Genomic DNA, 24,746 nt, shown 5'->3' with positions numbered 1-24,746 from the left:
ACGAAACCCAGTACCTCGCTATCGGAGCGGGGCGTAAGTCTTTCGCCGCGTCCATTGCTCGCCAGATGATCGGCGGCACCGATCCGGCCGCCGCGTGGCGCGGTGAGGGTGGCGTCGGTACCAAGGCTCTTACAGCCTCGGGTCAGATCGTCAGCGATGTTCCGATCGCCCGCGACGTCGTTCCCCAGGGACGACCGGCGACCTCTCTCCTGGACGTTCTGCCGACCGTCACGCGGGCCAATCCGCAATGGCGCTACCTGCGCCAGACTGCACGCGCTCTGAACGCCGCACCCGTGGCCGAGGGGGCCGAGAAGCCCATGAGCGAGATCGGCGTCGAAACCGTTGACGCCAGTGCGAGCGTCATTGCACATATCTCGGAGCAGGTCGATAAGTTCGTCCTCCAGGACGCGCCTACGCTCCAGCGGTTCCTCTCGACTGAGTTGGTCTACGGACTGGATCGCGCCGTCGAGGCTCAGGCACTCAGTGGCGACGGCACCGGGGCTAATCTGACCGGCCTGCTGAACACCAGCGGCGTGCAGACTCAGGCGTTCGATACCTCGATCCTGGTCAGCGTTCGCAAGGCCATCACCAAGGCCGAGAGCCTCGGTTACGAGCCTGGTGTTCTGGTGATCTCGCCGTCCGACTGGGAAGCGCTCGAACTGCTGGCCACCAGCGACGACGCCGTGGCGTTCCGAGGCGTCCCGCTCGACCAGGCCGAGCGGAAGGTCTGGGGCCTGCGGGCGCACCTGTCCACCGCGCTCCCGGCCGGTACCGCGTTGGTCCTCGATCCGAACGCGGTCTCGATCGACATTGTGGGCTCGGCCGTTGACGTGGAATGGGACGCCTCGGGCGAGCTGTTCACCCGCAACCAGGTTCGCGTCCGTGTTGAGGGGCGCTTCGGTTTCTCGGTCTACCAGCCGAGCGCGGTCTACCGGGTCGCCACCGCCTGACTCACTCCGCCCCCATGCCAGCCACCGCGCACGGCGTGGGGGCGGATCTCGCTCTAGGACAAGGAGTTAGGCATGGGCGTCGGTGACGTAATCGGCGGGGCCGTTGACCTCGTGGGCGATATCGCCAGCGGGGCCGTCTCGTACATCGGCGGCCGACTGGACGGCGGGATCACGAGCCAGGCGGGCGGTGGTATTCGCGTGCGCTGCGATCTCGTCGGTTCCAAGGTTGCGCCCGATCCGACGAACCTCGTGGACGTGAGCGTTCCCGGCTTGCGCCGAGGCGGCGTGATCGACGGGCGCAAGTATCCCGAGCCTCGCAGTGTGAGCCACAACCGGCCGACACGCGCCGACGCCGCCCAGGCCAGTGCAGACCGTCGGCGCGAGGGCGTGGGCCTGGCTCCAGCTCGACCCACGCGGGCCTCGGGATCGTCGCGGCCGGTCCGCATGGCCAGCGGGGGCGAGATCGGACCATCGGGCCACGAGCCAGCGGTCGCTCCACGAGGTCACCGCGTCGTCGTGGTGAGTCCTCGTCGGGCAAGGCACGAGATCAGTCCGGGCGTCCCATGCCCGTCATGCGCGGCCGGTCTCACCAAGCCGGTCCGCTGACTACGCGAGGCACGTGATTCCAAACCTAGACATGCGCTGAGTGGTCCGTAGGGTATCGACGTGGATCTCGACCTCTGGATACTCACGGCCGCGTTCGGAGCCGGTCTGCTGATCTCCGTCGTGACGACTCCCGTGGGCGTTTCGGGAGCGGTGTTCCTCCTGCCGGTCCAGGTGAGCGTTCTCGGAGTGCCGAGCCCGTCGGTGACGCCGACCAACCTCATGTTCAACCTGGTATCCATCCCAGGCGCGTTAGCTCGATACCGGCGTAGTGGTTCGCTGCGGAGTCCACTCACGCGTCTACTGATCGCGGGGACTGTTCCCGGCGTTGTCGTGGGGGCGATAGTGCGAGTGGTCGTGCTACCCGATCCTCGGCCGTTCAAGCTGATCGTCGGCGCCCTGCTCCTGCCGCTGGGGGCGTGGCTACTCCTACAGACCCGGGCGTCGAGACCGCGCCGACAAACGACCGACGGCCCCGACCGGCGCGTCGTGGTAGCCCTTGCTCTGGCCGCTGGTCTGGTCGGTGGCGTCTATGGCATAGGCGGCGGATCGCTGCTGAGCCCGATACTCGTCGGCCGAGGAATGGTTACCGCTGTGGTCGCCCCGGCCGCTCTGACAAGTACGTTCATCACCTCGGGCGTCGGCGCGGTGACGTTCATCGTCCTGGCCGTCGCTACCGGCGACTCGACTATCGCGCCGATCTGGCTACTCGGGCTCGCGCTGGGCCTCGGCGGATTGATCGGCGGCTACCTCGGCGCGCACTACCGCTCACTTATGCCCGAACGAGCACTCAAGGGCGTACTGGGAATCCTGGCCGTTGCAACCGCTGCGCTCTACCTTGTCGAGGTCCTCGCGTGAACTCGTCGCCCTCGCCAGTGTCCCAAGAGTGTCCCAGGACGCGCAGAAACACGCCGATATGGAGTAGACGCTACCGACACGGAAACCTGCCACTAGCTGCACGTATGGCTACAAGCCGGTACGAGCCGATACACCCTTGGGCACACTGGCAGTGTGGGGGTCAGGGGTTCGAGTCCCCTTAGCTCCACCCGATGACGAAATCCTCCGACTCCGGTCGGAGGATTTCTTCGTTTCGTCGGAGTGTCTGCGGTGGGTGTCGGTCGGTCATTCAGGGGTTGTCGGCCATATGGACACCGGCAGTCCCACGTCCTCGGGCGCTTCGCCAACTCCGCGTCGACCGCCGGGTCGCCAAGTCGGCCGAGCCACTCGAGCAGCGCCGGATATGCCGCCGGGTTCGGGCCGGCGCCGCGTGCAGCCGTGGGTCGGACCCGGAGATCTCGTCGAGCGTCTCCGCGGACGTGGTCGGGTCTGCCGCTATCTCTTCGGTGTACGTACCGCCGACCGAGATGAAGGTGGTCTCGTGCGGGACCTCGGGTGCGCCTGACGTGCCGGACTCGGCGTGGCGGTCGGCACGAGAGGCAGCGCCGGGCCGCGCCTCACCAGGCGGGAGCGGTCCGGCGGCGGCAACGGTCCCGGTGCGTCGTCGCCGGCACCGCCCGACATCGGCTGCGTTCGCGTGGTGCTCGGCCCCTCTGCGGGTAGTCCGGGATCACTCCCACCAATCCGGGTCGGCGCGGTCTCCGAATGGCTAGGCGGCGGTAACCGTTGCCGCCCCCACGGAGCAGGAGAGCTTTCATGATCACTGCCAAGCGCGCAACTGTCGGATTCTTCATCGCCGCGGCCGGAGCCGGAGCGATCGTCGTCGGCGCCGGCCACGCTGCCGCCGCACCCCAGGTGTGTCCGGGGCTGCCCGGGCAGACCACACAGCAGTCCCACTGCTCGGCCCAGTCGAGTCCCAACGGACTGAGTCTGGCCGTCGCCGACGGGGGCGGCGTCGCCCGGTCCGCGGCCACAGGGTTCGCCGGACCCGCTGCCATCGCCATCGGCCCCGGCGCCTCGGTACAGATGAACGGCATCAAGCCGGGCCTGGCCATCGGTATCGCCGGCCCGAACGCGTCGGTCGTCATCGACGGCAAGAACGCCCCGGTCTGCACCGGCCCCGGTTTCGCGTTCGGCGGAGACTTCCAGACCCTCAAGGGCTGCCGGCACTGAGTCCGCGACGTGCGACCGGCCGGACGTCCGGGATTTCGGACAAGCCCGATCCGACCGCGGAACGGGCTTGTCCGTTCTGGCGCCTTGTGCCCTGGGCCGACCCGGATACGGCTCGCCCGCATCGTGTCTCCCCCGAGGGACTGCGAGGACGCGTCCTGCACTGTTCCCACTGGGTGTGGCAACCGTTTGCTCGACCGTGCCGCGAGCGCGATCTGCGCCGTCGCGGCCCCGGTCACCCTACGCATGGTCAAAAGGCGACCCCGAGGCTTCTCCGGTGAGTTCGGCTCACCACTCGCGCAGACCGCCACGCAGACCGGCTCGGTGCGAGCCACCCGGTCGAGACCCGCGGCTCGGCGGCTCGGCGGCGACCCTCCATCTGCTTCGCCAGAGAGATGCCGGCCTGGAATTGTCCATGTCCGACACGGTGATCACCGATCACACGGCCGGTGTCCGCCCAGGCCATCGGCGGCCGGTTCCTCGACCGCCAATCGCTGATCGTCACCGGTTCGGTACCGCTACACGCCGGAGCGGTCGCCGCGTATCGCCGACGCGACGGGTGAGACACTTTGACATCGAAGGCTTCTCGCCCCTACCCGCTCGGAACCCGTTGCTGCTTGCGCAGTTTCGGCGCATCGATGACGCCGGCTATCGACCGGCCGCCTGACGTAGTCCGGCCAAGAGCATGTCCAGTCCCGCGCGGAACTGCGCGGCGTCGTCGTGGGTGGCGAACTGGTCGGCGACGAAGTGCAGGAACGGGAACTGTTCCGGGTCGCTGGCCCGCCAGCGGTCGGCGTAGCGGGCCAGGAACTCCTCCCGGCTGACCGATCCGTCGACCACCTCCTGCGGCGGCGGTTGCTGGCCGAGATCGGCAGCGGTGCCGATGACGAAGCTCAAGATGGCCGAGGCCGCGTGGAAAGTCTCCGTCGGGCCCATCCCCAGCCGCATGACCTGGGCGCCGATCCGCTCGAAGAGCGCCACCCCGTTCGGCCGCGAATCGGCGTCGGCGGCCAGGTAGGCACCCAGCCACGGCCGGTCGGCGACGGCGTCGAAGAGCGTGTGTCCGATCGACCGCAGGTTCTCGATCGGATCGGCGGCGTCGCCGGTGAAGGCCTCGGTGTCGGCGACGACCCCGGCGAGCACGTGGTCGGTGGCCCGGTCGAGCAGTTCTTCTTTGTTCGCGACATACCAATAGATGCTGGCCACGCCCCCGCCGAGGCGCTGGGCGAGCGATCGGAAGGTCAACGCTGACTCGCCCGCCTCGTCGAGCATGTCGACGGCGGTGGAGATCACGGCCTCCATCGAATGCGAGGCGCGGCGTCGCGTCCGGGCCGGCCGCGCGGTGTCGTCGGTCTTCGTCATGGCTTCCATCATGCCCCCTTGCACGATTATCGAACATCGTTCTATCATCGAACTCTGTTCGATAACCGAACACTGTTCGATAGAAAGGGAGGTGGACCATGACGACACTCGAGAACTCCGCGACCACGCGCACCTACACGTCGCTGCGGGCCGCATGGATACCGATGACCGCGCTCTGCCTGGCCTTCTTCGTCGAGATGGTCGACAACACCCTCCTGAGCATCGCGCTGCCGACCATCGGCCGCGATCTCGGCGGCGGGACCCTGGCCTTGCAATGGGTGACCGGCGTGTACTCGCTGACCTTCGGCGGGTTGCTGCTGACGGCCGGCTCGGCCGCCGACCGCCTCGGCCGGCGCCGGGTGCTGCTGTGGGGGCTGGCCGCGTTCGGCCTGATCAGCATCGGCGTGATCTGGGTGCACTCGACCGGCGAGCTCATCGCCCTGCGTGCCGCGCTCGGTGTGGCCGCCGCGGCGATGGCGCCGGTGACCAACTCGCTGGTGTTCCGGCTCTTCGACACCGACGCCCTGCGGATGCGGGCGATGACGGTGATGATCGTCGTCGGCATGAGCGGTTTCATCCTGGGTCCGCTGCTCGGCGGCACCGCCCTTGCCCACATCAGGTGGGAATGGCTGCTGCTGGTCAATGCCCCGATCGCACTGGTCGCGTGGCTCGGTGTGCGCAAGGGCGTGGCGCCCGACGATCCGGCGGACCTCACCGACGATCGGCTGGACCTCCCCGGCGCGGTGCTGTCGATCCTCGGTATCGGCTTCGCCTGCTACACCCTGACCGCCGGCGTCGAACAGGGCTGGACGTCGCCGGCCGCGCTCGGTTCGGTGGCCGCGGCGATCGTCGCGGTGGCGCTGTTCATCTGGCACGAACGCCGAACCGACCAACCCATGCTCGATCTGTCGGTCTTCCGCAACGGCACCGTGCGCGGAGCGGCGATCGCCCAGATCGGGACCTCGATCGCGATGGCCGGCGTGATGTTCGGGCTGATCCTGCACTTCCAGTACGCCTATGGGTGGAGTCCGATGAAGGCCGGCCTCGCGAATCTGCCGCTGATCATCACCATGGTCGTGGCCACCCCGCTCTCGGAGTGGATGGGCAAGCAGTTCGGTCACCGGATCGCCTGCCTGATCTCCGCAGTGCTGCTCGGCGGCTCCCTGGCCGGTATCGGATGGTCGGTGGAGCACGGCTACCTGCCGATCGCGCTGTTCATGGTGACCTTCACCATCGGGCTGCGCACCGTGATGACCATCGGTGCGGTGGCACTGATCTCCGGCATGCCGGAGAACCGCACCTCCGTCGGCGCCGCCCTCAACGACACCGCGCAGGAGGTCGGCACCAGCGTCGGGACCGCGGTGGTCGGAACCGCCATCGCCGCACTGGTCACTGCGGTGCTGCCGGACGGGGCCTGGGACTCGGATCTGGTGCAGTCGTTCTTCCACGGCGAACGCATCACCTACCTGCTGATGGCGGCACTGATCACCGTCGTGGTCGCCGTCGGCGCGATGACGCTCACCGATTCCCGCGACGTGGAGGAACAGCACTGAGCACTGCGCATCGACCCGGGTACGACGTCGGTGCGCAGCGGCCCCTGGGGTAACGATGTGCCCCCGCTCACACGATGTTCCCGATGAGCACACGACGATCCCGGCGAGAGGAGAAACCCATGACGACCGGCCGATCCCGCCACTCGCGTGGTGGATGTGTGTCGATACGTGTGGCGGTGCTCGGCGTCGCGCTGGCGCTCGGCAGCGGTGCGGGTGTCGCCGTGGCACAGGCCGATCCGTACGTCCCCGGCGGTCGGGATGCGCGGATCACCGACCTGCCGTCGGTGGCCTACGGTCCCGCCTGCGGCGGTGTGGTGACGGCATTCGCCCACACCACACCGCAACACCCCGACGCGGTCGAGTTCGCCGTCGCCGGCGGGTTCTTCGGGATCTCCGGAACGGGCCGGCCGTGTTCGGTCACCGCCACCATCGGATGGCACAACCTCACGACCGGCGCGCACGGCACGGTGAGCGGCCCGGCGACCGGCAACCTACCGGGCCTGGGTGAGAACCAGGGCGGGTTCGCCCGCACGGTGCGCACCGGACGCGGCACCGTCCGGTTCACCCTCACCACCGACCGGCCGCATCTACCCCGACCGGCCGCCGACATCCGCACCTACTAGGTCGTGTCCGGCGACGGCAGCATCGCGCTGAGCACCACTGCCACGACGGGAATCACGCACAGCACGGTCAGCACCGTCTCCGGTCCCGAGCGGTCGGCGATCGCACCGAGTACCGGGGCGAACAGTCCGCCGACGGTCACGGCGAGTCCGAGGGTGACCCCTGCTGCCGTCCCCGGCCGTGACGGCAGATAGTCCTGCCCGAGCTTCACCAACACACCGAACGGGATGTTGATCGCGATTCCGCACAGTGCGGTGACCATGACGCCCAGCCACGGCTCCGGGACCACCCGCACCAGAACCAGCGCCGGGATCGCCATGATCGAACCCAGTTGCACCACACGCACTTCCCCGATCCGGTCGGCCAGCCGACCACCCAGCATCGTGCCCAGCACGCCGCCCCCGAGGAAGACGGTCAGCGCCACACCGCCCATCGTCGCCGATGCGCCGTGGTGCCGAATCCAGAAGAGCGCCAAGAAGGTGTTCATGCCGAAGAAGATGATCGAGCGCACCACCTCCAGCGAGGTCAGCACCGAGAACGCCACCCAGCGATCCCGGCCGCCCGCACTCGCCGCGGCGGCGTGCACCACCTCACGCCGCTGCTGATGGCGCATCAGGACGACCGCCATCAGCACCGCGGGCGGGATGAACAGTGCGGTGGCGCCGACACCCAGATGCACCAGGGCCGGGGTGACCAGCGCGGGGGCGAGGAAGAAACCGACGCTGCCACCGGCCGCGAACAGACTCATGCCCGTCGCACTTCCGGCCGCATCACGTCGGGCGTCGCGACCGGCGGCCGGATGGAATGCGGCCACTCCCAACCCCGACAGCAACAGCAGCAGCCATACGGCGACGTAGGTGGGCATCAGACCGGCGAGCCCGGCGGCGATGCCCGCCACCGCCAGCCCGCCCGGGGCGAGCCAGAGCATCCGACGACGGTCGGCGATCATTCCGATGAACGGCTGCGGCAGCGACGACCCGAGCGTGGCGGCCAGTGCGAGCCCCGACGCCGCGGTGTAACTGTATCCGCGGTCGAGGACGAAGAACGGGATCGAGGCCGGCACCAGGCCCTGATAGAAGTCATCGACCGCATGCGCAATCATCCAGTGCCGCATTCGTTTCCATATTCCAACGCCCTCTCGGTCCGGGGCGGGGCGGGTCGTCGTCGAACTCATGGATCACACGCTAGAACCCCATCCCAGGTGTCCGCTTCCGATAAAGTGACAACTTATGTCGAATACCCGCCAGGCCGATGCCGCGTCGGACGACGGTACGTTGTCGCCGACGGTGACCGCCGTGGAGCGGCATCCGGGCGGACATCGCATCGCCCGGCACCATCATGCGCGTCATCAGCTGGTGTATCCGGGAAGCGGGCTGGTGGAGGTCACCACCGACGCCGGCACCTGGGTCGCCCCGTCGGATCGGGCCATCTGGGTCCCCGCCCACTCGTGGCATGAGCACCGATTCTTCGGTCGTACCGAGTTCCACTGTGTGGCATTCGATCCCGATGTGAATCCGTTCCCCGACGACGGACCGCAGGTGGTCGCGGTCTCGGCCTTGGTCCGCGAGCTCGTCATCGCGTGCTCACAGGCCGTCGAACCGCTCGACGACGCGGGGTTGCGCCTGCGCGCCGTCCTCGTCGACCAGTTACGCCCCTGTGGCGAGACCGCGCTGTGGTTGCGCAGCCCCGTCGACGAGCGGTTGAGGCAGGCGTGCGCGATCGTGACCGACGATCTCACACAGTCACATTCACTCGCCCAACTCGGCCGGCGGGTCGCCGCCGGCGAGCGGACCCTGAGCCGGCTGTTCCGCGACGACCTCGGTCTGACCTATCCGCAGTGGCGCACCCAGGTCCGGCTTCACCGCGCCTTGATCCTGCTCGCCGACGACGTGGCCGTCACCGATGTCGCACACCTCTGCGGCTGGGCCACCCCGAGCGCCTTCATCGACACCTATCGCCGCACGTTGGGCCACACTCCCGGAGCCCGCCGCGGACGATAGCGTCGGTCAGGTGCACCCACCTCACATCAGCGCGGGCGGATCGTATCTCGGTTCGTAGATCGTGATCTCGCCTGCACCGGGTACCTTGACCCCGATCGAGTAACCCCACGGCTGTTCGGCCGGCGCACCGGTGAACTCGACGCCTTTCGCGGCGAGTTCGCTCATCGTGAGGGCAAGGTCGTCACACATGAACGAGACGTCGAACCGCTGGTCGGTACCACCCGACCGTCCTTCGTACTCCCACGAACTCGGGTGCGCGGCCAGCTCACTCGGGCCGGTCGTGAAGATCAGCCACCCGCCACCGGTGTCGACGCCGGGAAAACCCAGGACGTCCCGGAAGAACGCACGCGCGGCTTCCGGATCGTCGCAATAGATCAGCGAATGCAGGCCGGTGATCATGGGGATCAGGGTAGTTCTTCGCGGCCGGGCCCACAGCGCGACGGCGAATGTTCTGCCGGTCGCGGCGGTGCGGTGATCACGGCGGTCGTGGTCGCGTTCCGTGTTCGGCCTGCGGAGATTTCGACACGCCTCGTCGCTACGCTCCTCGTCGGCTCAATCACCGTGACACAACACCCAATTGCCCAGCACCACACGATGGTTGATCACAAACCGGGCGACACAACCCTCCACAAACCACCAATTACCCAGCACCCCAAGCACCAATTACCCAGCCCCCCAAGATGGTTGAGCCGGGACCGAGCCCGAAGGGCGAGGACCCGAGTCGAAACCTCCCCCACCAACCCCGGAACGCGACCACAACCAGGAGGACACCCGACCCCCCGCCGCCACCCACAAACCCCGAATCGCTACGACTTCACGAGTGCGGGCGGCTGCCAGCGTCCGTCGAGCGCGGCGGCGTGGGGTGCGTAGAGACGCAGGGTGATGCCCAGTTCTCCGGTTGACGCCGGGAGCCAGTTGGCCTCACGCCGACCACCGGGATTGGTGCGCTGGATGTAGATGTCCAGCGATCCGTCGTCGTGATAGACGAGGGGGTCGCGGTCGCCGAGGGCGAAGCGGTCGAGCTCGTTGGCGACCTGGAACCCGTCCGCGTCGTACATCGTCACCGACCAGAACGCCGACACCGGCGGGAGGGCGTCGGCGTCGAAGTGCAACACGTAGTCGGTCTCACCCATGGGTTTGTCGCCGTCGGCATCGACCAGCAGCAGCGGATAGATCGCGTCCTCGGGCGGATTCGCCCCGAGTCCGACCAGCGTGACCATGGCGCGCAGCAGGTAGAAGTTGCCGTAGACCCCCATCCCGCCGGTCAGCATGCCCCATCCGTTCGCGGGTCGGGCGAGCAGGCCGGGAGCGGTGCGCAACGACTGGAGTGCCGCATCCGCACCGGCCTGCAGCTGCTCGAGTTCGGCGGCGGCGAACGCCGACGCGTCGAAGTCCGGGCCCACACCGATCCCCAGCCGCCCGAGCCTCGCCAGCTGGGAGAAGTCGGTGACATGTGGCGGGTTCACCGCGAGAAGCCTTGTGGCGTAACCGAAGAAGTCCACCGCCTTCATCGAGTTCACATATCCCAGCGGCTCGGTGTCGGGATCGAGATCTGAATCCACCGAAACGTCTCGGGCACCGCCGATCTCGGTGACCGATAGTCCGTCCTGGAAGGCGTTGACCGCCGCATAGTCGTGGGGCCCGTTGGTCTGGGTGCGGCCGATGATCCAGGCATACGGCGTCGGCGAGGTGACGAGTTCGGCACCGTCGGGGACCTCACCGTCCCACCCGGGTGGGACGACGAGGTAGTCCTGGGCGCCGGTCCCGGTGGTCCGCTTGCCGGGGTTGGCGAAGACGTCGGTCCACATGTCCAGCATCGGCAGCATGAAATACCGGTCGCCGCTGTCGGGAACGTGGATCCGTACCGGCCCGGCGGTGAGGTCCAGCCACGCCGACGAGTAGAGCGTGTCGAAGTTCGGCCGCACCACCGCACGGAAGTCGGCGGTGGGGAATGCACGGATGTGGTGGAAAGTGTTCGGTGGACCGAACGCAGGCCGCGCACCGGCCGGCGTCGCGCACGTCACCCGCCGGGTGACGTCCATCGTCACCAACGGATAGAGATAGACGTAGGCCTCGTGCGCCAGGGTCTGCAGATCGTCGGACAGCGTGCTCATGGGTCTCCTCGGTCAAGGATCAGTTGCCGCAGCCGAACAGAGTCGATTTCACAGGACCCTGTTCTGTGATACGCGCAACACCCTACGCCCGCATGGCGGGTCGACGACCCCGAAACGCCACGTCGTCCTGTGTTCGGACCATGGGCGACGACCGCACCGCCTCGCCCCATTGCACGGCCGGATCAGGGCTCGCGACGACCGATCCGGGTCAGCTTCTCCGGGTTGCGCACAAAGTCGATCGCGGTGACCCGGCCACCGGCGATGCCCAGGGCCACGATGCCGTCCAACTCGTCTCCGACGAACACCAGCAGTGCCGGATTGTGGTTGACGACCGCGGCACGCATCCTCTTGGCCGGACCGCCCTGACCTGCCAGACCGGCCAGGAACCGGGCGATCGCGTCGGCACCGACGATCGGGCGCAGCGCCGCCCGCACGATGCCACCACCGTCGGCGGTGAGCACCGCCGACGGGTCGAGGATCTGCAGCAGCCCTTCGAGATCGCCGGTGGTCGCGGCGTCGGCGAAGGCCTCGACCACCTCGTGATGAGTGGTCGGGTCGACGTCGAATCTCGGTGTGCGCGAATCGATGTGCGCTCGGGCGCGTGATGCGAGCTTCCGGCATCCGGCCGGACTGCGGCCCAGTGCGGTGGCAATCTCGTCGAAGGACAGCCCGAAGAGGTCGTGCAACACGAATGCCATGCGTTCGGCCGGCGACAACGTTTCCAGGACCACCATCATCGCCCACGACACCGACTCCGCCAGGGTGACCGAGTCGGCCGGATCGGGCGCGGTCTCCACCGGCTCGGGAAGCCACGGACCGACATAGGCCTCGCGGCGATGACGGGCCGAACGCAGCACGTCCAGAGCCAACCGGGAGGTGGTGGTCACCAGCCAGCCGGTGAGATCGTCGATTTCCTCGTAATCGGTTCGCTGCAAACGAATCCACGCGTCCTGGACGACGTCCTCTGCTTCGGTCACACTGCCCAGCAGACCGTAGGCCACCCCGACCAGACGGGGCCGCAATGCATCGAAGGTGGCCGGCACGGACTCAACAGAACCCGACATCTCAGCCCCACTGCCCCGGGGTGTAGTCCCCGGCCGGGGTCGCGGCGACGACATTCATGCGATTGTAGGCGTTGATCAGCGCGATCAACCCGACCAGAGCGGCCAGTTGGTCGGTATCGAAATGCTCGGCGGCGTCGGCCCACACGCGGTCGGGAACGCCCCCGGCGGCGTCGGCGATCCGGGTGCCCTGCTCGGTCAGTGCCAGCGCGGCGCGCTCGGCGTCGGTGAACACCGTCGCCTCCCGCCAGACCGCGACCAGGTTCAACCGCAGCGCGGTCTCGCCCGCGTGGGCGGCGTCCTTGGTGTGCATGTCGGTGCAGAACCCGCACCCGTTGATCTGGCTGGCACGGATCTTCACCAGTTCCTGGATGGCGGCGGGCAGCGACGAATCGCTGATCACCTTGCCCGCCGAGTTGATGTACTTGGCGAACCTGGCAGCGGTCGCGTTGCCGAAGAAGTCGAGCCGAGCGGTCATGAGGTCCTCCTTGTTGTCATGCGGTCGACAAGAGGACGAGATGAGCGGGCGATGTGTGACATCGCTGGACCGGACAACCGTCACCAGCGCTGCCGGTTCAGGTGATCGCCCTGGTCAACGATCGAATCGGGCCCGCAGCGGAACCTTCTTCCACAGGATGACGACGCGGGTCGGATCGGCTTTGTCGAGCATGACCGGTACCCGTTGCCGGGCCACCGGGCATCGCTTCGACGGCACCGTGGTGGAGATCTGCACCCGTCGCGGTGAAACCCCGGGCGCGCTCGCCGTCCCGATGACGTAGGCGGTGTAGGAGGCGGAGTGGACGGCGGTGTCGGGCTGCGGACACACCTCGACCCGCAGCGAGCCGGGGATCGGGTCCTTCATGCGCTGGATGCGCATCCACGTGATCAGGCCCATGACGATCCACGCTACCGGGCGGGAGCCGTGCCTCCCCCGCCGACCGACGGGTGCGACGATGGACCGATGACCGCAACCCTCGTCGCCAAGGACGTCTCCGGTGGATATGCCCATCGTGTCCTGTTCGATCATCTCGATCTCACCGTCGCGCCCGGTGACGTGGTCGGTGTGGTCGGCGCCAACGGCGCAGGCAAGTCGACGCTGCTCCGTGTGCTCGCCGGCGATCTCGCGCCACTGGAGGGCACCGTGTCCCGCTCGCCCGCCGACGCCTTCGTCGGCTGGCTGCCCCAGGAACACGACCGCGTTCCGGGCGAGACCGTCGCCGGGTACGTCGCCCGGCGTACCGGCTGCGCTGCCGCCGCCAAGGCCATGGACGACGCCGCGGCCGCCCTCGCCGATCCCGATGCGGCCGGCGGTGGCGACGACCCGGCCGACGTGTATGCCGCCGCCCTCGACCACTGGCTGGCGACGGGTGCGGCCGACCTCGACGAACGTCTGCCCGCAGTCCTCGCCGATCTCGGATTCGACGCCGAGTTCGGGGCACCCGAGGAGGCGTTGATGACCGGGCTCTCCGGTGGTCAGGCCGCCCGCGTCGGACTGGCCGCGCTGTTGTGTTCGCGCTTCGACGTGGTGCTGTTGGACGAGCCGACCAACGATCTCGATCTCGAGGGCCTCGCCCGACTCGAGGAGGTCGTCGCCGGCATGCGCGGCGGCGTGATCCTGGTCAGCCACGATCGAGAGTTCTTGGCCCGCAGCGTCACCCGTGTCTTGGAGATCGATGCGGCACAGCACACCAACACCCTCTACGGCGGTGGCTACGAGAGCTACCTGGAAGAGCGCGCGGTGTTGCGCCGCCACAAGCGGGAGGAGTACGAGGAGTTCGCGGCCAAGAAGGCCGACCTCGTGGCCCGTGCCCGCGCGACCCGCGAATGGTCGAGTCAGGGTGTCCGCAATGCGATCAAGAAGGCCCCCGACAACGACCGTCTGCGTCGGCGTGCGGCCACCGAGTCCAGCGAGAAGCAGGCCCAGAAGGTGCGGCAGATGGAGAGCCGGATCGCCCGACTCGACGAGGTGGCCGAACCCCGCAAGGAGTGGGTCCTCGAATTCACGCTGGGCGCTGCTCCCCGATCCAGTTCAGTGGTCGCCACCCTCAACCAGGCCGTGGTCCGGCAGGGCGACTTCACGCTCGGTCCGGTGTCGTTGCAGGTCGACGCCGGTGAACGCATCGGCATCACCGGGCCCAACGGTGCAGGCAAGACCACCCTGCTGCGACTACTGCTGGGCCGGATCACTCCCGACGAGGGCAGCGCTGCTCTGGGCGCGAATGTCGAGATCGGCGAGATCGACCAGGCCCGTGGGCAGTTCACCGGTTCGCTGCCACTCGCGGCGCGATTCGAGGAACTCGTCCCCGACTTCACCACCGCCGACGTCCGGACCCTGCTCGCCAAGTTCGGGCTGCGCGCCGACCACGTCGACCGTCCCGTCGACGACCTCTCGCCCGGTGAGCGCACCCGGGCCGCGATGGCGTTGCTGCAGGCCCGAGGCACCAACGTACTGGTCCTCGACGAACCGACCAACCATCTCGACCTGCCCGCTATCGAGCAGCTCGAAGCCGCCCTCGAGTCCTACGACGGCGCCGTCCTCCTCGTGACCCACGACCGCCGGATGCTGGCGAATGTCCGCGTCGATCGCGGATGGCGAGTCGAAGGCGGTCGCGTCACCGAGACGAACTGACACAGCGGCTCGATCTCGGCCCAATCAGCGCCCACACACGATGATAGATCCGACGAGGAGCGCAGCGACGAGACGAGTCGAAACCTCCGCCGGCCGACGTCGAACGCCGCCACCCCAGAACCGGCTGCGGACATCCTCGCCTCACCAGGCTTCGACACGGGTCCTCGCCTAGCGGCTCGGTCCCGGCTCAACCATCGTTGGGACAGTGCGGTTTACGGTGGTTGAGCCGACGAGGAGCGCAGCGACGAGACGAGTCGAAACCTCCGCCGGCCGAACTCGAATGCCGACCACCTCAGAGCCCGTTGCGGACACCTTCGCCTCACCGGGCTTCGACACGGGTCCTCGCCTAGCGGCTCGGTCCCGGCTCAGCCAGCAACCCACACGACGAGGAGCGCAGCAACAAGTCGAGTCGAAATCTCCGCCGGCCGAACTCGAATCCCGCCACCTCAGAACCGGTCGCGGACATCCTCGCCTCACCGGGCCTCGACACGGGTCCTCGCCTAGCGGCTCGGTCCCGGCTCAACCATCGTAGAGAGCACCCAATCACCTAGCAAATAAAGATGATTGAGCCGACGAGGACCGCAGCGACAAGACGAGTCGAAATCTCCGACGGCCGAACACGAATGCCGCCACCTCAGAACCGGTCGCGAACATCCTCGTCCCACCAGGCTTCGACACGGGTCCTCGCCTGGCGGCTCGGTCCCGGCTCAACCACCAACCAACGCAACACACTCCAGCTACGGAACCGCTCGTGGACGCCGACCGACATCCGGGTCACCGATCCGACCAGGCCAGCAGGCGATCGAGCGGCCAGGTGGTGACGATGCGGTCGGGGTCGATGGCATGCTCCACCGCGCGTTGCGCACCGAGCGTCTTGAACTCGAGTTGTCCGGGGGCGTGGGCATCGGAGTCGATCGCGAACAGGCAGCCGATGTCGCGGGCCAACTCGATCAGGTCGTCCGGCGGATCGACCCGTTCGGGACGTGAATTGATCTCGACCGCAACATCGTTGGCCGCGCATGCCTCGAACACAGCGCGGGCGTCGAACTGTGACGGTGGCCGGTGTCCGCGCCCGGTGACGACCCGGCGACCGGTGCAGTGTCCGAGCACGTGCACCCGCGGGCCGCTGACCGCGGCGAGCATCCGCGCGGTCATCGGATCGTGTTCCATCCGCAGTTTCGAGTGCACCGACGCGGTGACGATGTCCAGGCGCGCCAGCATCTCGTCGCTCTGATCGAGCGCACCGTCGTCGAGGATGTCCACCTCGATGCCGCGCAACAGCCGGAAGTCACCGTCTCCGCCGGAATTCCACTCGTCGATCTGCGCGATCTGGCGGTCGAGACGTTCGGGCGACAGTCCGTTGGCCACCGTCAGCCGGGGCGAGTGGTCGGTGATGGTGAGCCACCGGTGCCCCGATGCGACCGCAGCGGCGGCCATCTCACCGATCGGCGCGCCACCGTCGCTCCAGTCGGTGTGGGCATGCAGGTCGCCGACAACGGCCCGGATCAGTGCCGAGGCGTCATCGTCGACGGCCGCGGCCGGAGATACCGTGTGTTGCAATCGGTCCAGATAGTCGGGTACGTGCCCGGCGACGGCCTCGGCGATCACCGTGGCCGTCGTCGGCCCGATCCCGTCGATCCTGGTGAGCGCGCCGGCCGCGGCCTTCTCGGCGATGTCGGCGGCGGCCAGACCGGACACCACCCGGGCCACCGTGCGGAACGCCTCGACGCGGTAGGTGCTCTCCCGGTCGCGTTCCAGCAGCCACGCGATCCGGGTCAGCGCATCGGCCGGGTCGACGGGTGCCACCAGCGGTTCGAACGCCTTCATCAGAGTGACCGATCCGCGGTCTCCGCAGCGATCCCGGCGACGGCGGTCCGAGTCTCCTGCCGGTATCGCCACCGGGCGTCGGGGACGTGAACTCCGTTGACCGACACACCCTTCGGCGCGCCATCGACACCCACCAGCTCGATCTGGGTGATCCGCGGATGCCACTGCGCCCCGGCCGGACCGGCTGCGGTGGTGTGGATCGACAGCGCCTGCGCGCCATCATCCCAGTCGATCCGGGTCCAGGTGTATCCGTCGTCGCGATGCTCGTCGGAATGGCCGTCGTCGTGATAGAGCCGCGACGACCCGCTCGCGCCGGTGAAGACCCGAGCGGTCAGGGGTGCGGCGGGATCGGCGGCGGGGCGGGGGCGATCGGCCATCACGACGGTCGCCCCGGCCCGCCCGTAGACGGGGATGTCGGCGAGGTGCACCGGGATGTCGCCGATCGCCGGTCCCTGCACCGATTCCCCGCCGGTCAGGTGCACCCAGCGCCCCTCCGGGAACCAGATCCGTTTGGTGGTGCCGGCCGCGGCAGGACGCACCACCGGCGCCACCAGCAGGTCTTCACCGAGCATGTACTGGTGCCGGAAGTCGTAGGCCTCCCGGCGATGAGGCCACGTCAGGTACATGCCGTGGGCCATCGGCAGTCCGGTGTCGTGCGAGATTCGCGCCGCGGTGTAGAGATAGGGCACCAGCCGCGAGCGCAGCCGCATCGCGGTGGTGGCCGCCGACCGGTGGGGTTCGGCGAATTCCCAGGGCAGACGCCGGGTCTGGAGATTCTGTGAGTGGATGCGCATGATGGGTGAGAACGCGCCGAACTGCATCCACCGCACATACCGTTCGGGATCGGTATCCCCTTTGAAGCCGCCGATGTCGTGGGACACATAGCTCATCCCGATGTTGCCCTCGGCGTGAGTGAAGGCCACCTCGAATGCCAATGTCTCCCAGGTGGAATAGGTGTCACCGGTGAAGTGGATGGTGTGCCGGTGACCACCCCACGGCCCGGGTCGGGTACCCACCATGTCCCAGTACGACGCCCCGTTGCGCGCCAACAACACCCACCGGTTGGTCTGCGCACGCCGACGCCGGCCGTAGGCGCGGGCCAGCCACACGTCGTCAGCGATCTCGGCCCGCGGAATGCCGACCAGCGATTCGTCGATGATCCAGTCCAGCCACCAGAAGTCAACGCCGTCGGCCTCGAACGAATCGTGCAGCGCCATGAACGATCTCAGGTGGGTGCGCTCGGCGAGGTCCCAGACGAAGGTCGGTCCGAGGGTGCCGCCGATCCGTCGACCGAGCGCGGAGAAGTACCGGGCCGCCGGGGTGAGCGCTGCGCGCAGCGTCCCGCCTGTGGTCCGTGCCGCCTCCGGGTATCGGGCGTCGTCACCGGAGATGCTCGGGTGGATGTTGAGGCCGACGGCCAGGTTCTGCTGGTGTGCCCAGGTCAGGAATCGGCGTGGCCGGGCGAAGAGTTTGCGGTTCCAGTTCCATCCGTTCCAGGTGTTGGGCGCCTTGAAGTCGGTGTCGACGATCAGGACGTCGAGCGGGACCCCGGCGCGGCGATACTGCGGGAGCAGGTCGTCGCGATAGAAGTGCTCGTCGTAGGCGGCGTAGCGGGAGAACCAGTTGCCGAAGGCCTGCCGCGGCAACAACGGCACCGCCCCCGACAGCGTGCGCAGATCGGCCAGTGCCTGCCGGAAGTCGGTGCCGTAGACGAAGATGTAGCCGTCGCGGTAGCCGGGCCGGCGGGGCCGCCGGACGGGTGTGTCGGCATCGTCGGGCACCAAGACGGAGTGGGTGTCGTCGATGAAGTGCCATCCGGCGCGTGAGAGCAGTCCCGGTTGCAGGGAGGTCTCGGCCCGCACGGAGTCCAGACAGCGCAGCCAGCCGCCCAGATTCCCGTGCGGCAGTGGCGGGATCGACGAGGTCCAGTTCTCGAGGTTCGCCGCGAAGGCGATCCCCGCCGGGGCGGGGGTGTAGGTGTCGGGTAACCACGTCGGATGTACCTGCGCACCCGAGTGTTTCAGCGTGATCTGGGGGTCGTCGGAGACGAATCGTCCGGTGGCACAGCGTAGGACGAGGTGGTCGGTCTCGAGTTCGAGGGTGCCGGCAGCGGTGCGGGTCCGGAACCGGGGACTGCGGGCTCGGCGATGGTGCGCCAGAAGTGTCGGACGGTCCTCGAACCGGCGGGCCGGCGAGTACTCGTAGCGGATCAGGCCGGGGGTGATCACGGTCAGCCGCACCCGGTCTGCGGTGACCATCCCGGCCGGGTCGACCGGGGCCGCGGTGGCCGCACCCATGCCGGCACCTGCCGCGGCGGCCCCGGCCACCCCGAGCGACGCAGCACCCGCCGAGGCCAACGCCCGACGTCGACTCATGCCGCGCTGCTCCCCCGCCGAACCCCGTGTCGCGCCCACACCCGGACGCTACCCGGCGGGCAGGTCCGGGCGCGGCTGATTGTCGAGGACACCGATCGAAGGCTCGGCGGAGACGGGTTCTCCCCAGGATCAGGCGGCACCCTCTTCCTCTTCGGGGTAGCCGGCCAGCATCAGCGATGCCACCGCGGTCAGGGCCTCGGTCCACGCATCCGTCATCTCCGGGCTCCAGTCCTGGCCACCGATCTCGCTCATCGCCGCGATCATGCACTCGGCGACGGCACCGTACATGGGTTCGGTCACCCCGAGTGCGGCGTGCCGACGGCCCATGGCACCCAGCGTGGTGGTGAGCCATTCCGGGTCGTCGAGATGGTCGACCACGGCGATCACCGCGGTGCGCAGCATGCTCGCCTGCAGGCGGGTGCCGCGGGTGAACATGGGCTGGACCGCGGGGTAGCGTTCGAACAGGATGTCGTAGAAGCGGACGGTGAGTCCATCGTCGGGCAGATCGACAAGTGAAAGACTGTGGCTGAGAAGATCTTTGTCCATACGAGAAAGGGTGGGCGCCGGGCGTTACCTGCCGATTACCCCACCGGGAAATGGCTTTGCCGAGCCCGTTGCCGGGTTCTCACACGACCAGAGACCTGATGTGAGAAGTTTTCGGCGGCCCACCGACCGTCTGCAGGAGGGATCCGATGAAGCTGGTCGCCCTGACCTACGATCCGACCACCCGACGTGTGCTCGTCGCGACGCACGATCGCACACCCGATGCCACCGAGCGCGATCGCATGCTGCCGACCGTCGAGGAACACCCCGGGGAACCGCCGGCGGCTGCGGTGGCACGGGCACTGGCCACCGTCGGCGTCGACGAGGTCCCCACCGCGCTGGGACAGCTGTCGGCGATCACCATGTGGGCGACGTTCTGGGCCGATCAGGCGATCTGGACCGCCGACATCCGTTGGGCACCGGCCGACCGCAGACGCAGCCTGGCCTTCGACCACACCACGGTGGTCGTCGATGCCCGCACCGCGCTGGCCGAACGGCTCTGGCACGACCGCGTCTTCACCCACGGGATCACCGGCAGACACTTCACCACCACCGACGCGGTCGCCCTCACCAAGGGATTCACCGGCGCCGAGGTCACCGACCCCGACGTCGAAAACCGCCTGCGAAAGATCGACGGCCTCGCCGAGGTGGGGCCGTCACCGGATGCCGGTGGCCCGGCACCCACCCTGTGGCGCTGGAGCGTCTGATCCCCGACCGACCCCGGTGGCGGCTCAGCCGTTGAGCGCGGCGTCGACGACCTCCTGCGCCTGGACCTGCACCTGCGCCAGGTGCTCGGGGCCGTTGAACGACTCGGCGTAGATCTTGTAGACGTCCTCGGTACCCGATGGCCGAGCCGCGAACCACGCGTTCTCGGTGGTCACCTTCAGTCCGCCGATGGCCGCACCGTTGCCGGGCGCCTCGGTCATGATCGCGGTGATCTTCTCCCCGGCCAGCTCGGTGGCGGTGATCTGCGACGGCGACAGCTTCGACAGGACGGCCTTCTGCTCCCGCGACGCCGGCGCGTCGATGCGGGCATAGGCCGACTCGCCGTACCGGTCGGCCAGTTCGCGATAGCGCTGCGACGGGGTCTTGCCGGTGACGGCGAGGATCTCCGAGGCCAGCAGATCCAGGATGATGCCGTCCTTGTCGGTGGTCCACGGCCCGCCGTCGAGGGTCAGGAACGATGCGCCCGCGCTCTCCTCACCGCCGAACGCGATCGACCCGTCGAGCAGTCCCTCGACGAACCACTTGAACCCCACCGGCACCTCCACCAGACGGCGGCCGATCCCGCCGACCACACGATCGATCAGCGACGACGACACCAGCGTCTTGCCGACGCCCGCCTGCTCGGACCATCCCGGCCGATGGGTGAACAGATAGTCGATGGCCACGGCGAGATAGTGATTGGGATTCATCAGGCCCGCGTCGGGGGTGACGATGCCGTGCCGGTCGGAGTCGGCGTCGTTGCCGGTGGCGATGTCGTAGTGGTCGCGCGCACCGATCAGCGACGCCATCGCATTCGGCGACGAGCAGTCCATCCGGATCTTGCCGTCGGTGTCGAGGGTCATGAACGAGAACGTCGGGTCGACGGTCGGGTTCACCACCGTCAGGTTCGCGAGGTTGTAGCGGAACCCGATCGCCGCCCAGTACCCCACCGACGCCCCGCCGAGCGGGTCGGCACCGATCCGGATACCCGAGGTGCGGATCGCATCCATGTCGACCACACCCGACAGCGCGTTGCAGTACTCCTCGATGAACGAGTGATCGGTGACGTACTGGCCGGATCGGGCCTGCTCGAACGGGATTCGTCGGACGCCGTCGAGCTTGTTGCGCAGCAGATCGTTGGCGCGGCCGGCGATCCAGGAGGTGATCGCGGTGTCGGCGGGGCCACCGCTGGGCGGGTTGTACTTGAATCCGCCGTCGCGCGGCGGGTTGTGCGACGGGGTGACGACGATCCCGTCGGACTGCACACCCGGATGCTCGGCGTTGAACTTCAGGATCGCCCGGCTGACCGCGGGCGTCGGGGTGAAGGTGTCGTCGGTGGCGGTGAAGGTGGAGACCTCGTTGGCGGCGAGCACCTCGAGGGCGGTGCGCCAGGCCGGGATGGACAGCGCGTGGGTGTCGAAGCCGATGAACAGCGGCCCGGTGATGCCGGCGCCGGTGCGGTATTCGACGATCGCCTGGGTGGTGGCCAGGATGTGGGCCTCGTTGAACGACGCGTCCAGGCTCGACCCGCGATGACCCGAGGTACCGAAGACCACCTGCTGCAACGGATTCTCCGGATCCGGCGTGGTGTCGTAGTAGGCCCTGTCCACTGCGGCCACGTCGATGAGGTCTTCGGGCAGTGCCGGGGTGCCGGCGCGAGGATGTGCCATATGTCGAATTCTGCCACCGATCCCCCGATCCGCAGGGCGAGGTGACGTAGACAGTGCTGTGAACTCCCCCTGAACGGCCCGGGCGGTGCTGCGCCTGAGACCATCGAGACGTGACCGAACAGACGCGCCTGCCCACCCGCGCCCGCAACCGCGCCGGCGGCCCGGCGCTGAGCGTGCTGGTCCTGCCCGGCGGCACCGACAGCAGCTACCGGCCGTTCTCGCCGTGGCAGGGGTCGGCGATGCGCATGTATCCGTTCACCGCATCCATCGCGCTGCGGTTCGGGCGCGCCGTCGACATCCGGCAGGTGCGCTACCGGGTGTACGGCTGGAACGGCGGCCAGGCCTCACCGATGCCGTATGCGCGGGCCGCACTCGAGCAGGCGTGCCGGGATCATCCCGAGACCCCCGTCGCGGTGATCGGACATTCGATGGGCGGCCGGATCGCCGCGCAACTGGCCGCCGACACCCGGGTGAGCGCGGTACTCGCCCTCGCCCCGTGGTGGCAGTTCGCCGACTGGCGGATGATTCACGACGACGCCCGCGTGCTGGCGATCCACGGCGACGCCGACACCGTCACCTACGCACACCGCACGGCCAAGGGCATCGAGGAACTCCGTGATCGCGGCATGGACGCCACCTATGTCCCGGTGCCCGGCGGTGGACATCCGATGCTCGATCATGTCGGTCTCTGGCACCGGGCCGCACTGGATTTCGTCGGAACCGAACTGCGCACCACGAGGGCTCAGGCGCGCTGAGCGTGATCGGCGGGGTGGGTCGCGGGGCCAGCCGGACGGGATGCGCCGGCCAGCCGGTCGACGAATTCCGGTGAGTACGCGACGTAGCCGTCGTCGGTGAACACGAACACCGGGTCGTCGCCGGTGTCGTGAAAGGCCTGCTTACGCAGGTCGGTTCGCATGTTCTTGAAGGTCGACGTGTGTTCGAGGTGGTCGGTGATCCGCACGAACAGCGGCACCGCATAGGCCGGGAGTCCCGTCCGGACGTGGGCGGCCAGGCCCACGGCGTCGAAGCTCTTGCCCGCACGGAGACTGATCGCGGCCATCCCGGCCTTGCCGTCGGTGCCCGAGACCGGGACGCCGTAGACGACGGCCTCCTCGATGTCGGGGTGGGCGTCGAGCACGGCCTCCACCTCGGTGGTGGCCACGTTCTCGCCCTTCCAGCGGAAGGTGTCACCGATCCGGTCGACGAATCCGATGTGGGAAAAGCCTTGGTCGTGAACCACATCGCCGCTGTTGAACCACCGGTCGCCGGCGGCGAAGGCGTCGGTGACGACCTTCTTGGCCGATGCCGCCGCGTCGGTGTAGCCGTCGAAGGGCACCCGGCTGTTGATCTCGGCGAGGAGGAGTCCGGTACCCCGCCGGCCGGCGTGGATCACCCGTCCGTCGGGTCCACGCCGCGGTTCGCCGGTCTCCTCGTCGTACTCGACGATCGCGTACTTCAGCGGTGAGAACCCCGCCGATCTGGGTACCCCGAAGATGTTGACGAATCCGATGTTGGCCTCGCTGGCCGCGTACAGTTCGCAGATCCGATCGATGCCGAAGCGTTCGGCGAATGCATCCCAGATGTCCGGGCGCAGACCGTTTCCCACGGCCACCCGGACACGGTGGGCACGGTCGGTGGCCTTCGGCGGTTGCGCCAGGAGGTAGCGGCAGAGTTCACCGATGTAGCTGAAGGCGGTCGCGTCGTTCTCGACGAGTTCGTCGAAGAACCTCGATGCCGAGAAGTGCCGTCCGATCGCCAGACATGCACCCGACATCATCGCCGCCGACACCGAGATGGTCAGTGCGTTGTTGTGGTAGAAGGGCAGCGCGGTGTAGATGACGTCGTCGGGGCGCAGCCGCACGCCCAGGCCGCCGATCCCGGCCATGGCGGTGAGCCACCGGTTGTGACTCATCTTGCTGGCCTTGGGATATCCCGTCGTTCCCGAGGTGAAGATGTAGAAGGCGGTGTCGCCCAACGGGATCGTGTCGGTGACCGCCGGGTCGACCGGCGAGCAGACACTGATTCGGGTGCGCAGCTCGTCGTAGGTGATCCGGTGCGGCGGAAGCGTCTGCGGCGGAACCGTTTCCAGCGCCTCGGTGAGATCCGCGTCATGGATGATGACCTTGGCGTCGATCAGACCCAGGCTGTGTTCGAGCACGGCGCCGCGCTGATTGAAGTTCATCATGCCGGTGATGGCGCCGAGTTTGACGATCGCGAGCATCGTGATCACGACATCGGGATGGTTGCGGGCGAGCACGGCCACCACGTCGCCGCGGGTGACACCTTGCCGGGTGAGCAGGTCGGCGATGCGGTTGGCCTTCGCGTTGGCCTCGCGGTAGGTGATGGATTGCCCCTCGAACCGCAGGAAGTCGCGGTCGGGGTGGCGGGCGACGGTCTGGGTGAACCGCTTGCCGATCGACATCTTCCGCGTCGGCGGCTTGGGGATGAAGTCGGGCAGTACACGCAGCATGGTCGGCAGATCGTGGCAGATCGCGGCGGCTCCGGTGAGCACGTCGCGCAGCGACACATCCGGCAGCAGCCCGGTTTCGGGTGTGGTCATCGGTCCCCTCCTCGTCGAGCCGTGCTCGGCAACCTCACGATGTTGACACATATTCTCACTTTTGTCTCTAACTTGCCGATGGCCGGGGTCTCATTGCCTCCCGCGA

Annotated in this window: 21 protein-coding genes and 2 pseudogenes; 10 read left to right on the top strand and 13 right to left on the bottom strand. The window is 68.1% G+C overall.

From position 1 onward, the window contains the following. Together GD1_RS14270 and GD1_RS14260 are read left to right on the top strand one after the other, a co-directional pair. The coding region (locus tag GD1_RS14270) for a phage major capsid protein (protein ID WP_157079485.1) at nucleotides 1-950 on the top strand (950 nt) is incomplete at its 5' end. 666 nt (nucleotides 951-1,616) lie between these two features. Further along, on the top strand, nucleotides 1,617-2,411 hold the full coding sequence (locus GD1_RS14260; protein WP_202927241.1) for a sulfite exporter TauE/SafE family protein: 795 nt from the start codon (nucleotides 1,617-1,619) through the stop codon (nucleotides 2,409-2,411). Between the two features lie 92 nt (nucleotides 2,412-2,503). Here the strand turns inward: GD1_RS14260 and GD1_RS25820 are convergent. Next, nucleotides 2,504-2,794 (bottom strand): annotated as a pseudogene (locus tag GD1_RS25820) (variant leucine-rich repeat-containing protein); the annotation flags it as partial. Between the two features lie 412 nt (nucleotides 2,795-3,206). On the opposite strand from GD1_RS25820, the gene GD1_RS14255 reads away from it, so the two are divergent. Both GD1_RS14255 and GD1_RS24755 read left to right on the top strand, forming a co-directional pair. Further along, nucleotides 3,207-3,623 (top strand): DUF6764 family protein, encoded by a 417-nt coding sequence (locus GD1_RS14255; protein ID WP_059037706.1) that lies wholly within the window; start codon nucleotides 3,207-3,209, stop codon nucleotides 3,621-3,623. Between the two features lie 446 nt (nucleotides 3,624-4,069). Continuing rightward, a pseudogene (locus GD1_RS24755) lies at nucleotides 4,070-4,183 on the top strand (TAXI family TRAP transporter solute-binding subunit); the annotation flags it as partial. A gap of 85 nt (nucleotides 4,184-4,268) precedes the next feature. Here GD1_RS24755 and GD1_RS14250 read toward each other — a convergent pair. Beyond that, the gene (locus GD1_RS14250; protein WP_059037704.1) at nucleotides 4,269-4,982 is read right to left on the bottom strand and encodes a TetR/AcrR family transcriptional regulator; all 714 of its coding nucleotides are present in this window, start codon (nucleotides 4,980-4,982) and stop codon (nucleotides 4,269-4,271) included. Between the two features lie 98 nt (nucleotides 4,983-5,080). Here GD1_RS14250 and GD1_RS14245 point away from each other — a divergent pair, with 98 nt between their 5' ends. Further along, on the top strand, nucleotides 5,081-6,535 hold the full coding sequence (locus GD1_RS14245; protein WP_059037702.1) for an MFS transporter: 1,455 nt from the start codon (nucleotides 5,081-5,083) through the stop codon (nucleotides 6,533-6,535). Between the two features lie 119 nt (nucleotides 6,536-6,654). Beyond that, nucleotides 6,655-7,158, top strand: coding sequence for a hypothetical protein (locus GD1_RS14240; protein WP_157079484.1), 504 nt, complete (start codon nucleotides 6,655-6,657; stop codon nucleotides 7,156-7,158). On the opposite strand, the gene GD1_RS14235 is transcribed toward GD1_RS14240, so the two are convergent. Next, the gene (locus GD1_RS14235) at nucleotides 7,155-8,330 is read right to left on the bottom strand and encodes an MFS transporter (RefSeq protein ID WP_238404068.1); all 1,176 of its coding nucleotides are present in this window, start codon (nucleotides 8,328-8,330) and stop codon (nucleotides 7,155-7,157) included. The genes GD1_RS14240 and GD1_RS14235 overlap by 4 nt on opposite strands. Nucleotides 8,331-8,385: 55 nt before the next feature. On the opposite strand from GD1_RS14235, the gene GD1_RS14230 reads away from it, so the two are divergent. Then, the gene (locus GD1_RS14230; RefSeq protein WP_059037696.1) at nucleotides 8,386-9,156 is read left to right on the top strand and encodes an AraC family transcriptional regulator; all 771 of its coding nucleotides are present in this window, start codon (nucleotides 8,386-8,388) and stop codon (nucleotides 9,154-9,156) included. 21 nt (nucleotides 9,157-9,177) lie between these two features. Here GD1_RS14230 and GD1_RS14225 read toward each other — a convergent pair whose 3' ends face one another. The 5 genes from GD1_RS14225 to GD1_RS14205 form a co-directional block, all read right to left on the bottom strand. Next, nucleotides 9,178-9,555: a VOC family protein gene (locus tag GD1_RS14225; protein ID WP_059037694.1), complete on the bottom strand. Its 378-nt coding sequence runs from the start codon at nucleotides 9,553-9,555 to the stop codon at nucleotides 9,178-9,180. 407 nt (nucleotides 9,556-9,962) lie between these two features. Then, a complete protein-coding gene (locus GD1_RS14220; protein ID WP_059037692.1) occupies nucleotides 9,963-11,270 on the bottom strand; it encodes a DUF1254 domain-containing protein in 1,308 nt (435 codons plus the stop codon). A gap of 182 nt (nucleotides 11,271-11,452) precedes the next feature. Then, nucleotides 11,453-12,334: an RNA polymerase sigma factor SigJ gene (gene sigJ / locus GD1_RS14215; RefSeq protein WP_059037690.1), complete on the bottom strand. Its 882-nt coding sequence runs from the start codon at nucleotides 12,332-12,334 to the stop codon at nucleotides 11,453-11,455. A gap of 1 nt (nucleotide 12,335) precedes the next feature. Next, a complete protein-coding gene (locus GD1_RS14210) occupies nucleotides 12,336-12,809 on the bottom strand; it encodes a carboxymuconolactone decarboxylase family protein (RefSeq protein WP_053777775.1) in 474 nt (157 codons plus the stop codon). A 114-nt stretch (nucleotides 12,810-12,923) separates the two neighbouring features. Beyond that, nucleotides 12,924-13,226 (bottom strand): hypothetical protein, encoded by a 303-nt coding sequence (locus GD1_RS14205; RefSeq protein ID WP_053777774.1) that lies wholly within the window; start codon nucleotides 13,224-13,226, stop codon nucleotides 12,924-12,926. A 66-nt stretch (nucleotides 13,227-13,292) separates the two neighbouring features. Between GD1_RS14205 and GD1_RS14200 the strand changes: the two genes are divergently transcribed. Beyond that, the gene (locus tag GD1_RS14200) at nucleotides 13,293-14,960 is read left to right on the top strand and encodes an ABC-F family ATP-binding cassette domain-containing protein (RefSeq protein WP_053777773.1); all 1,668 of its coding nucleotides are present in this window, start codon (nucleotides 13,293-13,295) and stop codon (nucleotides 14,958-14,960) included. 774 nt (nucleotides 14,961-15,734) lie between these two features. On the opposite strand, the gene GD1_RS14195 is transcribed toward GD1_RS14200, so the two are convergent. From GD1_RS14195 to GD1_RS14185, 3 genes are all read right to left on the bottom strand, one after another. Next, nucleotides 15,735-16,787 (bottom strand): PHP domain-containing protein, encoded by a 1,053-nt coding sequence (locus GD1_RS14195; protein ID WP_059037688.1) that lies wholly within the window; start codon nucleotides 16,785-16,787, stop codon nucleotides 15,735-15,737. Then, on the bottom strand, nucleotides 16,787-19,201 hold the full coding sequence (locus GD1_RS14190; RefSeq protein ID WP_157079483.1) for a glycoside hydrolase family 31 protein: 2,415 nt from the start codon (nucleotides 19,199-19,201) through the stop codon (nucleotides 16,787-16,789). The genes GD1_RS14195 and GD1_RS14190 overlap by 1 nt, the downstream gene beginning before the upstream one ends. 90 nt (nucleotides 19,202-19,291) lie before the next feature. After that, complete coding sequence (locus GD1_RS14185; RefSeq protein ID WP_059037683.1) at nucleotides 19,292-19,708, bottom strand: globin domain-containing protein; 417 nt, start codon at nucleotides 19,706-19,708, stop codon at nucleotides 19,292-19,294. A gap of 146 nt (nucleotides 19,709-19,854) precedes the next feature. On the opposite strand from GD1_RS14185, the gene GD1_RS14180 reads away from it, so the two are divergent. Next, nucleotides 19,855-20,412 carry a hypothetical protein gene (locus GD1_RS14180; RefSeq protein ID WP_059037681.1) on the top strand — a complete coding sequence of 186 codons (558 nt, stop codon included), beginning with the start codon at nucleotides 19,855-19,857 and terminating at the stop codon, nucleotides 20,410-20,412. Between the two features lie 24 nt (nucleotides 20,413-20,436). On the opposite strand, the gene pgm is transcribed toward GD1_RS14180, so the two are convergent. Further along, a complete protein-coding gene (gene pgm / locus GD1_RS14175) occupies nucleotides 20,437-22,080 on the bottom strand; it encodes a phosphoglucomutase (alpha-D-glucose-1,6-bisphosphate-dependent) (RefSeq protein ID WP_059037679.1) in 1,644 nt (547 codons plus the stop codon). 110 nt (nucleotides 22,081-22,190) lie between these two features. On the opposite strand from pgm, the gene GD1_RS14170 reads away from it, so the two are divergent. Beyond that, nucleotides 22,191-22,835, top strand: coding sequence for an alpha/beta hydrolase (locus GD1_RS14170; protein WP_373855328.1), 645 nt, complete (start codon nucleotides 22,191-22,193; stop codon nucleotides 22,833-22,835). Here the strand turns inward: GD1_RS14170 and GD1_RS14165 are convergent. After that, nucleotides 22,823-24,640: a long-chain-acyl-CoA synthetase gene (locus tag GD1_RS14165; RefSeq protein WP_059037677.1), complete on the bottom strand. Its 1,818-nt coding sequence runs from the start codon at nucleotides 24,638-24,640 to the stop codon at nucleotides 22,823-22,825. The two genes, GD1_RS14170 and GD1_RS14165, sit on opposite strands and share 13 nt — an antisense overlap. Between the last annotated feature and the right edge of the window lie 106 nt (nucleotides 24,641-24,746).

The sequence above is a fragment of the Gordonia desulfuricans NBRC 100010 genome, assembly GCF_001485495.1.
Classification (GTDB): Bacteria; Actinomycetota; Actinomycetes; order Mycobacteriales; family Mycobacteriaceae; genus Gordonia; species Gordonia desulfuricans.
Note: the sequence above shows the minus strand (reverse complement) of the source record. Positions and strands in the feature narration are given on the sequence as shown.

Excerpts from the sequence above, each read along its gene's own strand:
- GD1_RS14255 (WP_059037706.1), top strand. The coding sequence starts at position 3,207 with ATGATCACTGCCAAGCGCGCAACTGTCGGATTCTTCATCGCCGCGGCC.
- GD1_RS14250 (WP_059037704.1), bottom strand. The coding sequence starts at position 4,982 with ATGACGAAGACCGACGACACCGCGCGGCCGGCCCGGACGCGACGCCGC.
- GD1_RS14245 (WP_059037702.1), top strand. The coding sequence starts at position 5,081 with ATGACGACACTCGAGAACTCCGCGACCACGCGCACCTACACGTCGCTG.
- GD1_RS14240 (WP_157079484.1), top strand. The coding sequence starts at position 6,655 with ATGACGACCGGCCGATCCCGCCACTCGCGTGGTGGATGTGTGTCGATA.
- GD1_RS14235 (WP_238404068.1), bottom strand. The coding sequence starts at position 8,330 with ATGAGTTCGACGACGACCCGCCCCGCCCCGGACCGAGAGGGCGTTGGA.
- GD1_RS14230 (WP_059037696.1), top strand. The coding sequence starts at position 8,386 with ATGTCGAATACCCGCCAGGCCGATGCCGCGTCGGACGACGGTACGTTG.
- GD1_RS14225 (WP_059037694.1), bottom strand. The coding sequence starts at position 9,555 with ATGATCACCGGCCTGCATTCGCTGATCTATTGCGACGATCCGGAAGCC.
- GD1_RS14220 (WP_059037692.1), bottom strand. The coding sequence starts at position 11,270 with ATGAGCACGCTGTCCGACGATCTGCAGACCCTGGCGCACGAGGCCTAC.
- sigJ (WP_059037690.1), bottom strand. The coding sequence starts at position 12,334 with ATGTCGGGTTCTGTTGAGTCCGTGCCGGCCACCTTCGATGCATTGCGG.
- GD1_RS14210 (WP_053777775.1), bottom strand. The coding sequence starts at position 12,809 with ATGACCGCTCGGCTCGACTTCTTCGGCAACGCGACCGCTGCCAGGTTC.
- GD1_RS14205 (WP_053777774.1), bottom strand. The coding sequence starts at position 13,226 with ATGGGCCTGATCACGTGGATGCGCATCCAGCGCATGAAGGACCCGATC.
- GD1_RS14200 (WP_053777773.1), top strand. The coding sequence starts at position 13,293 with ATGACCGCAACCCTCGTCGCCAAGGACGTCTCCGGTGGATATGCCCAT.
- GD1_RS14195 (WP_059037688.1), bottom strand. The coding sequence starts at position 16,787 with ATGAAGGCGTTCGAACCGCTGGTGGCACCCGTCGACCCGGCCGATGCG.
- GD1_RS14185 (WP_059037683.1), bottom strand. The coding sequence starts at position 19,708 with ATGGACAAAGATCTTCTCAGCCACAGTCTTTCACTTGTCGATCTGCCC.
- GD1_RS14180 (WP_059037681.1), top strand. The coding sequence starts at position 19,855 with ATGAAGCTGGTCGCCCTGACCTACGATCCGACCACCCGACGTGTGCTC.
- pgm (WP_059037679.1), bottom strand. The coding sequence starts at position 22,080 with ATGGCACATCCTCGCGCCGGCACCCCGGCACTGCCCGAAGACCTCATC.
- GD1_RS14165 (WP_059037677.1), bottom strand. The coding sequence starts at position 24,640 with ATGACCACACCCGAAACCGGGCTGCTGCCGGATGTGTCGCTGCGCGAC.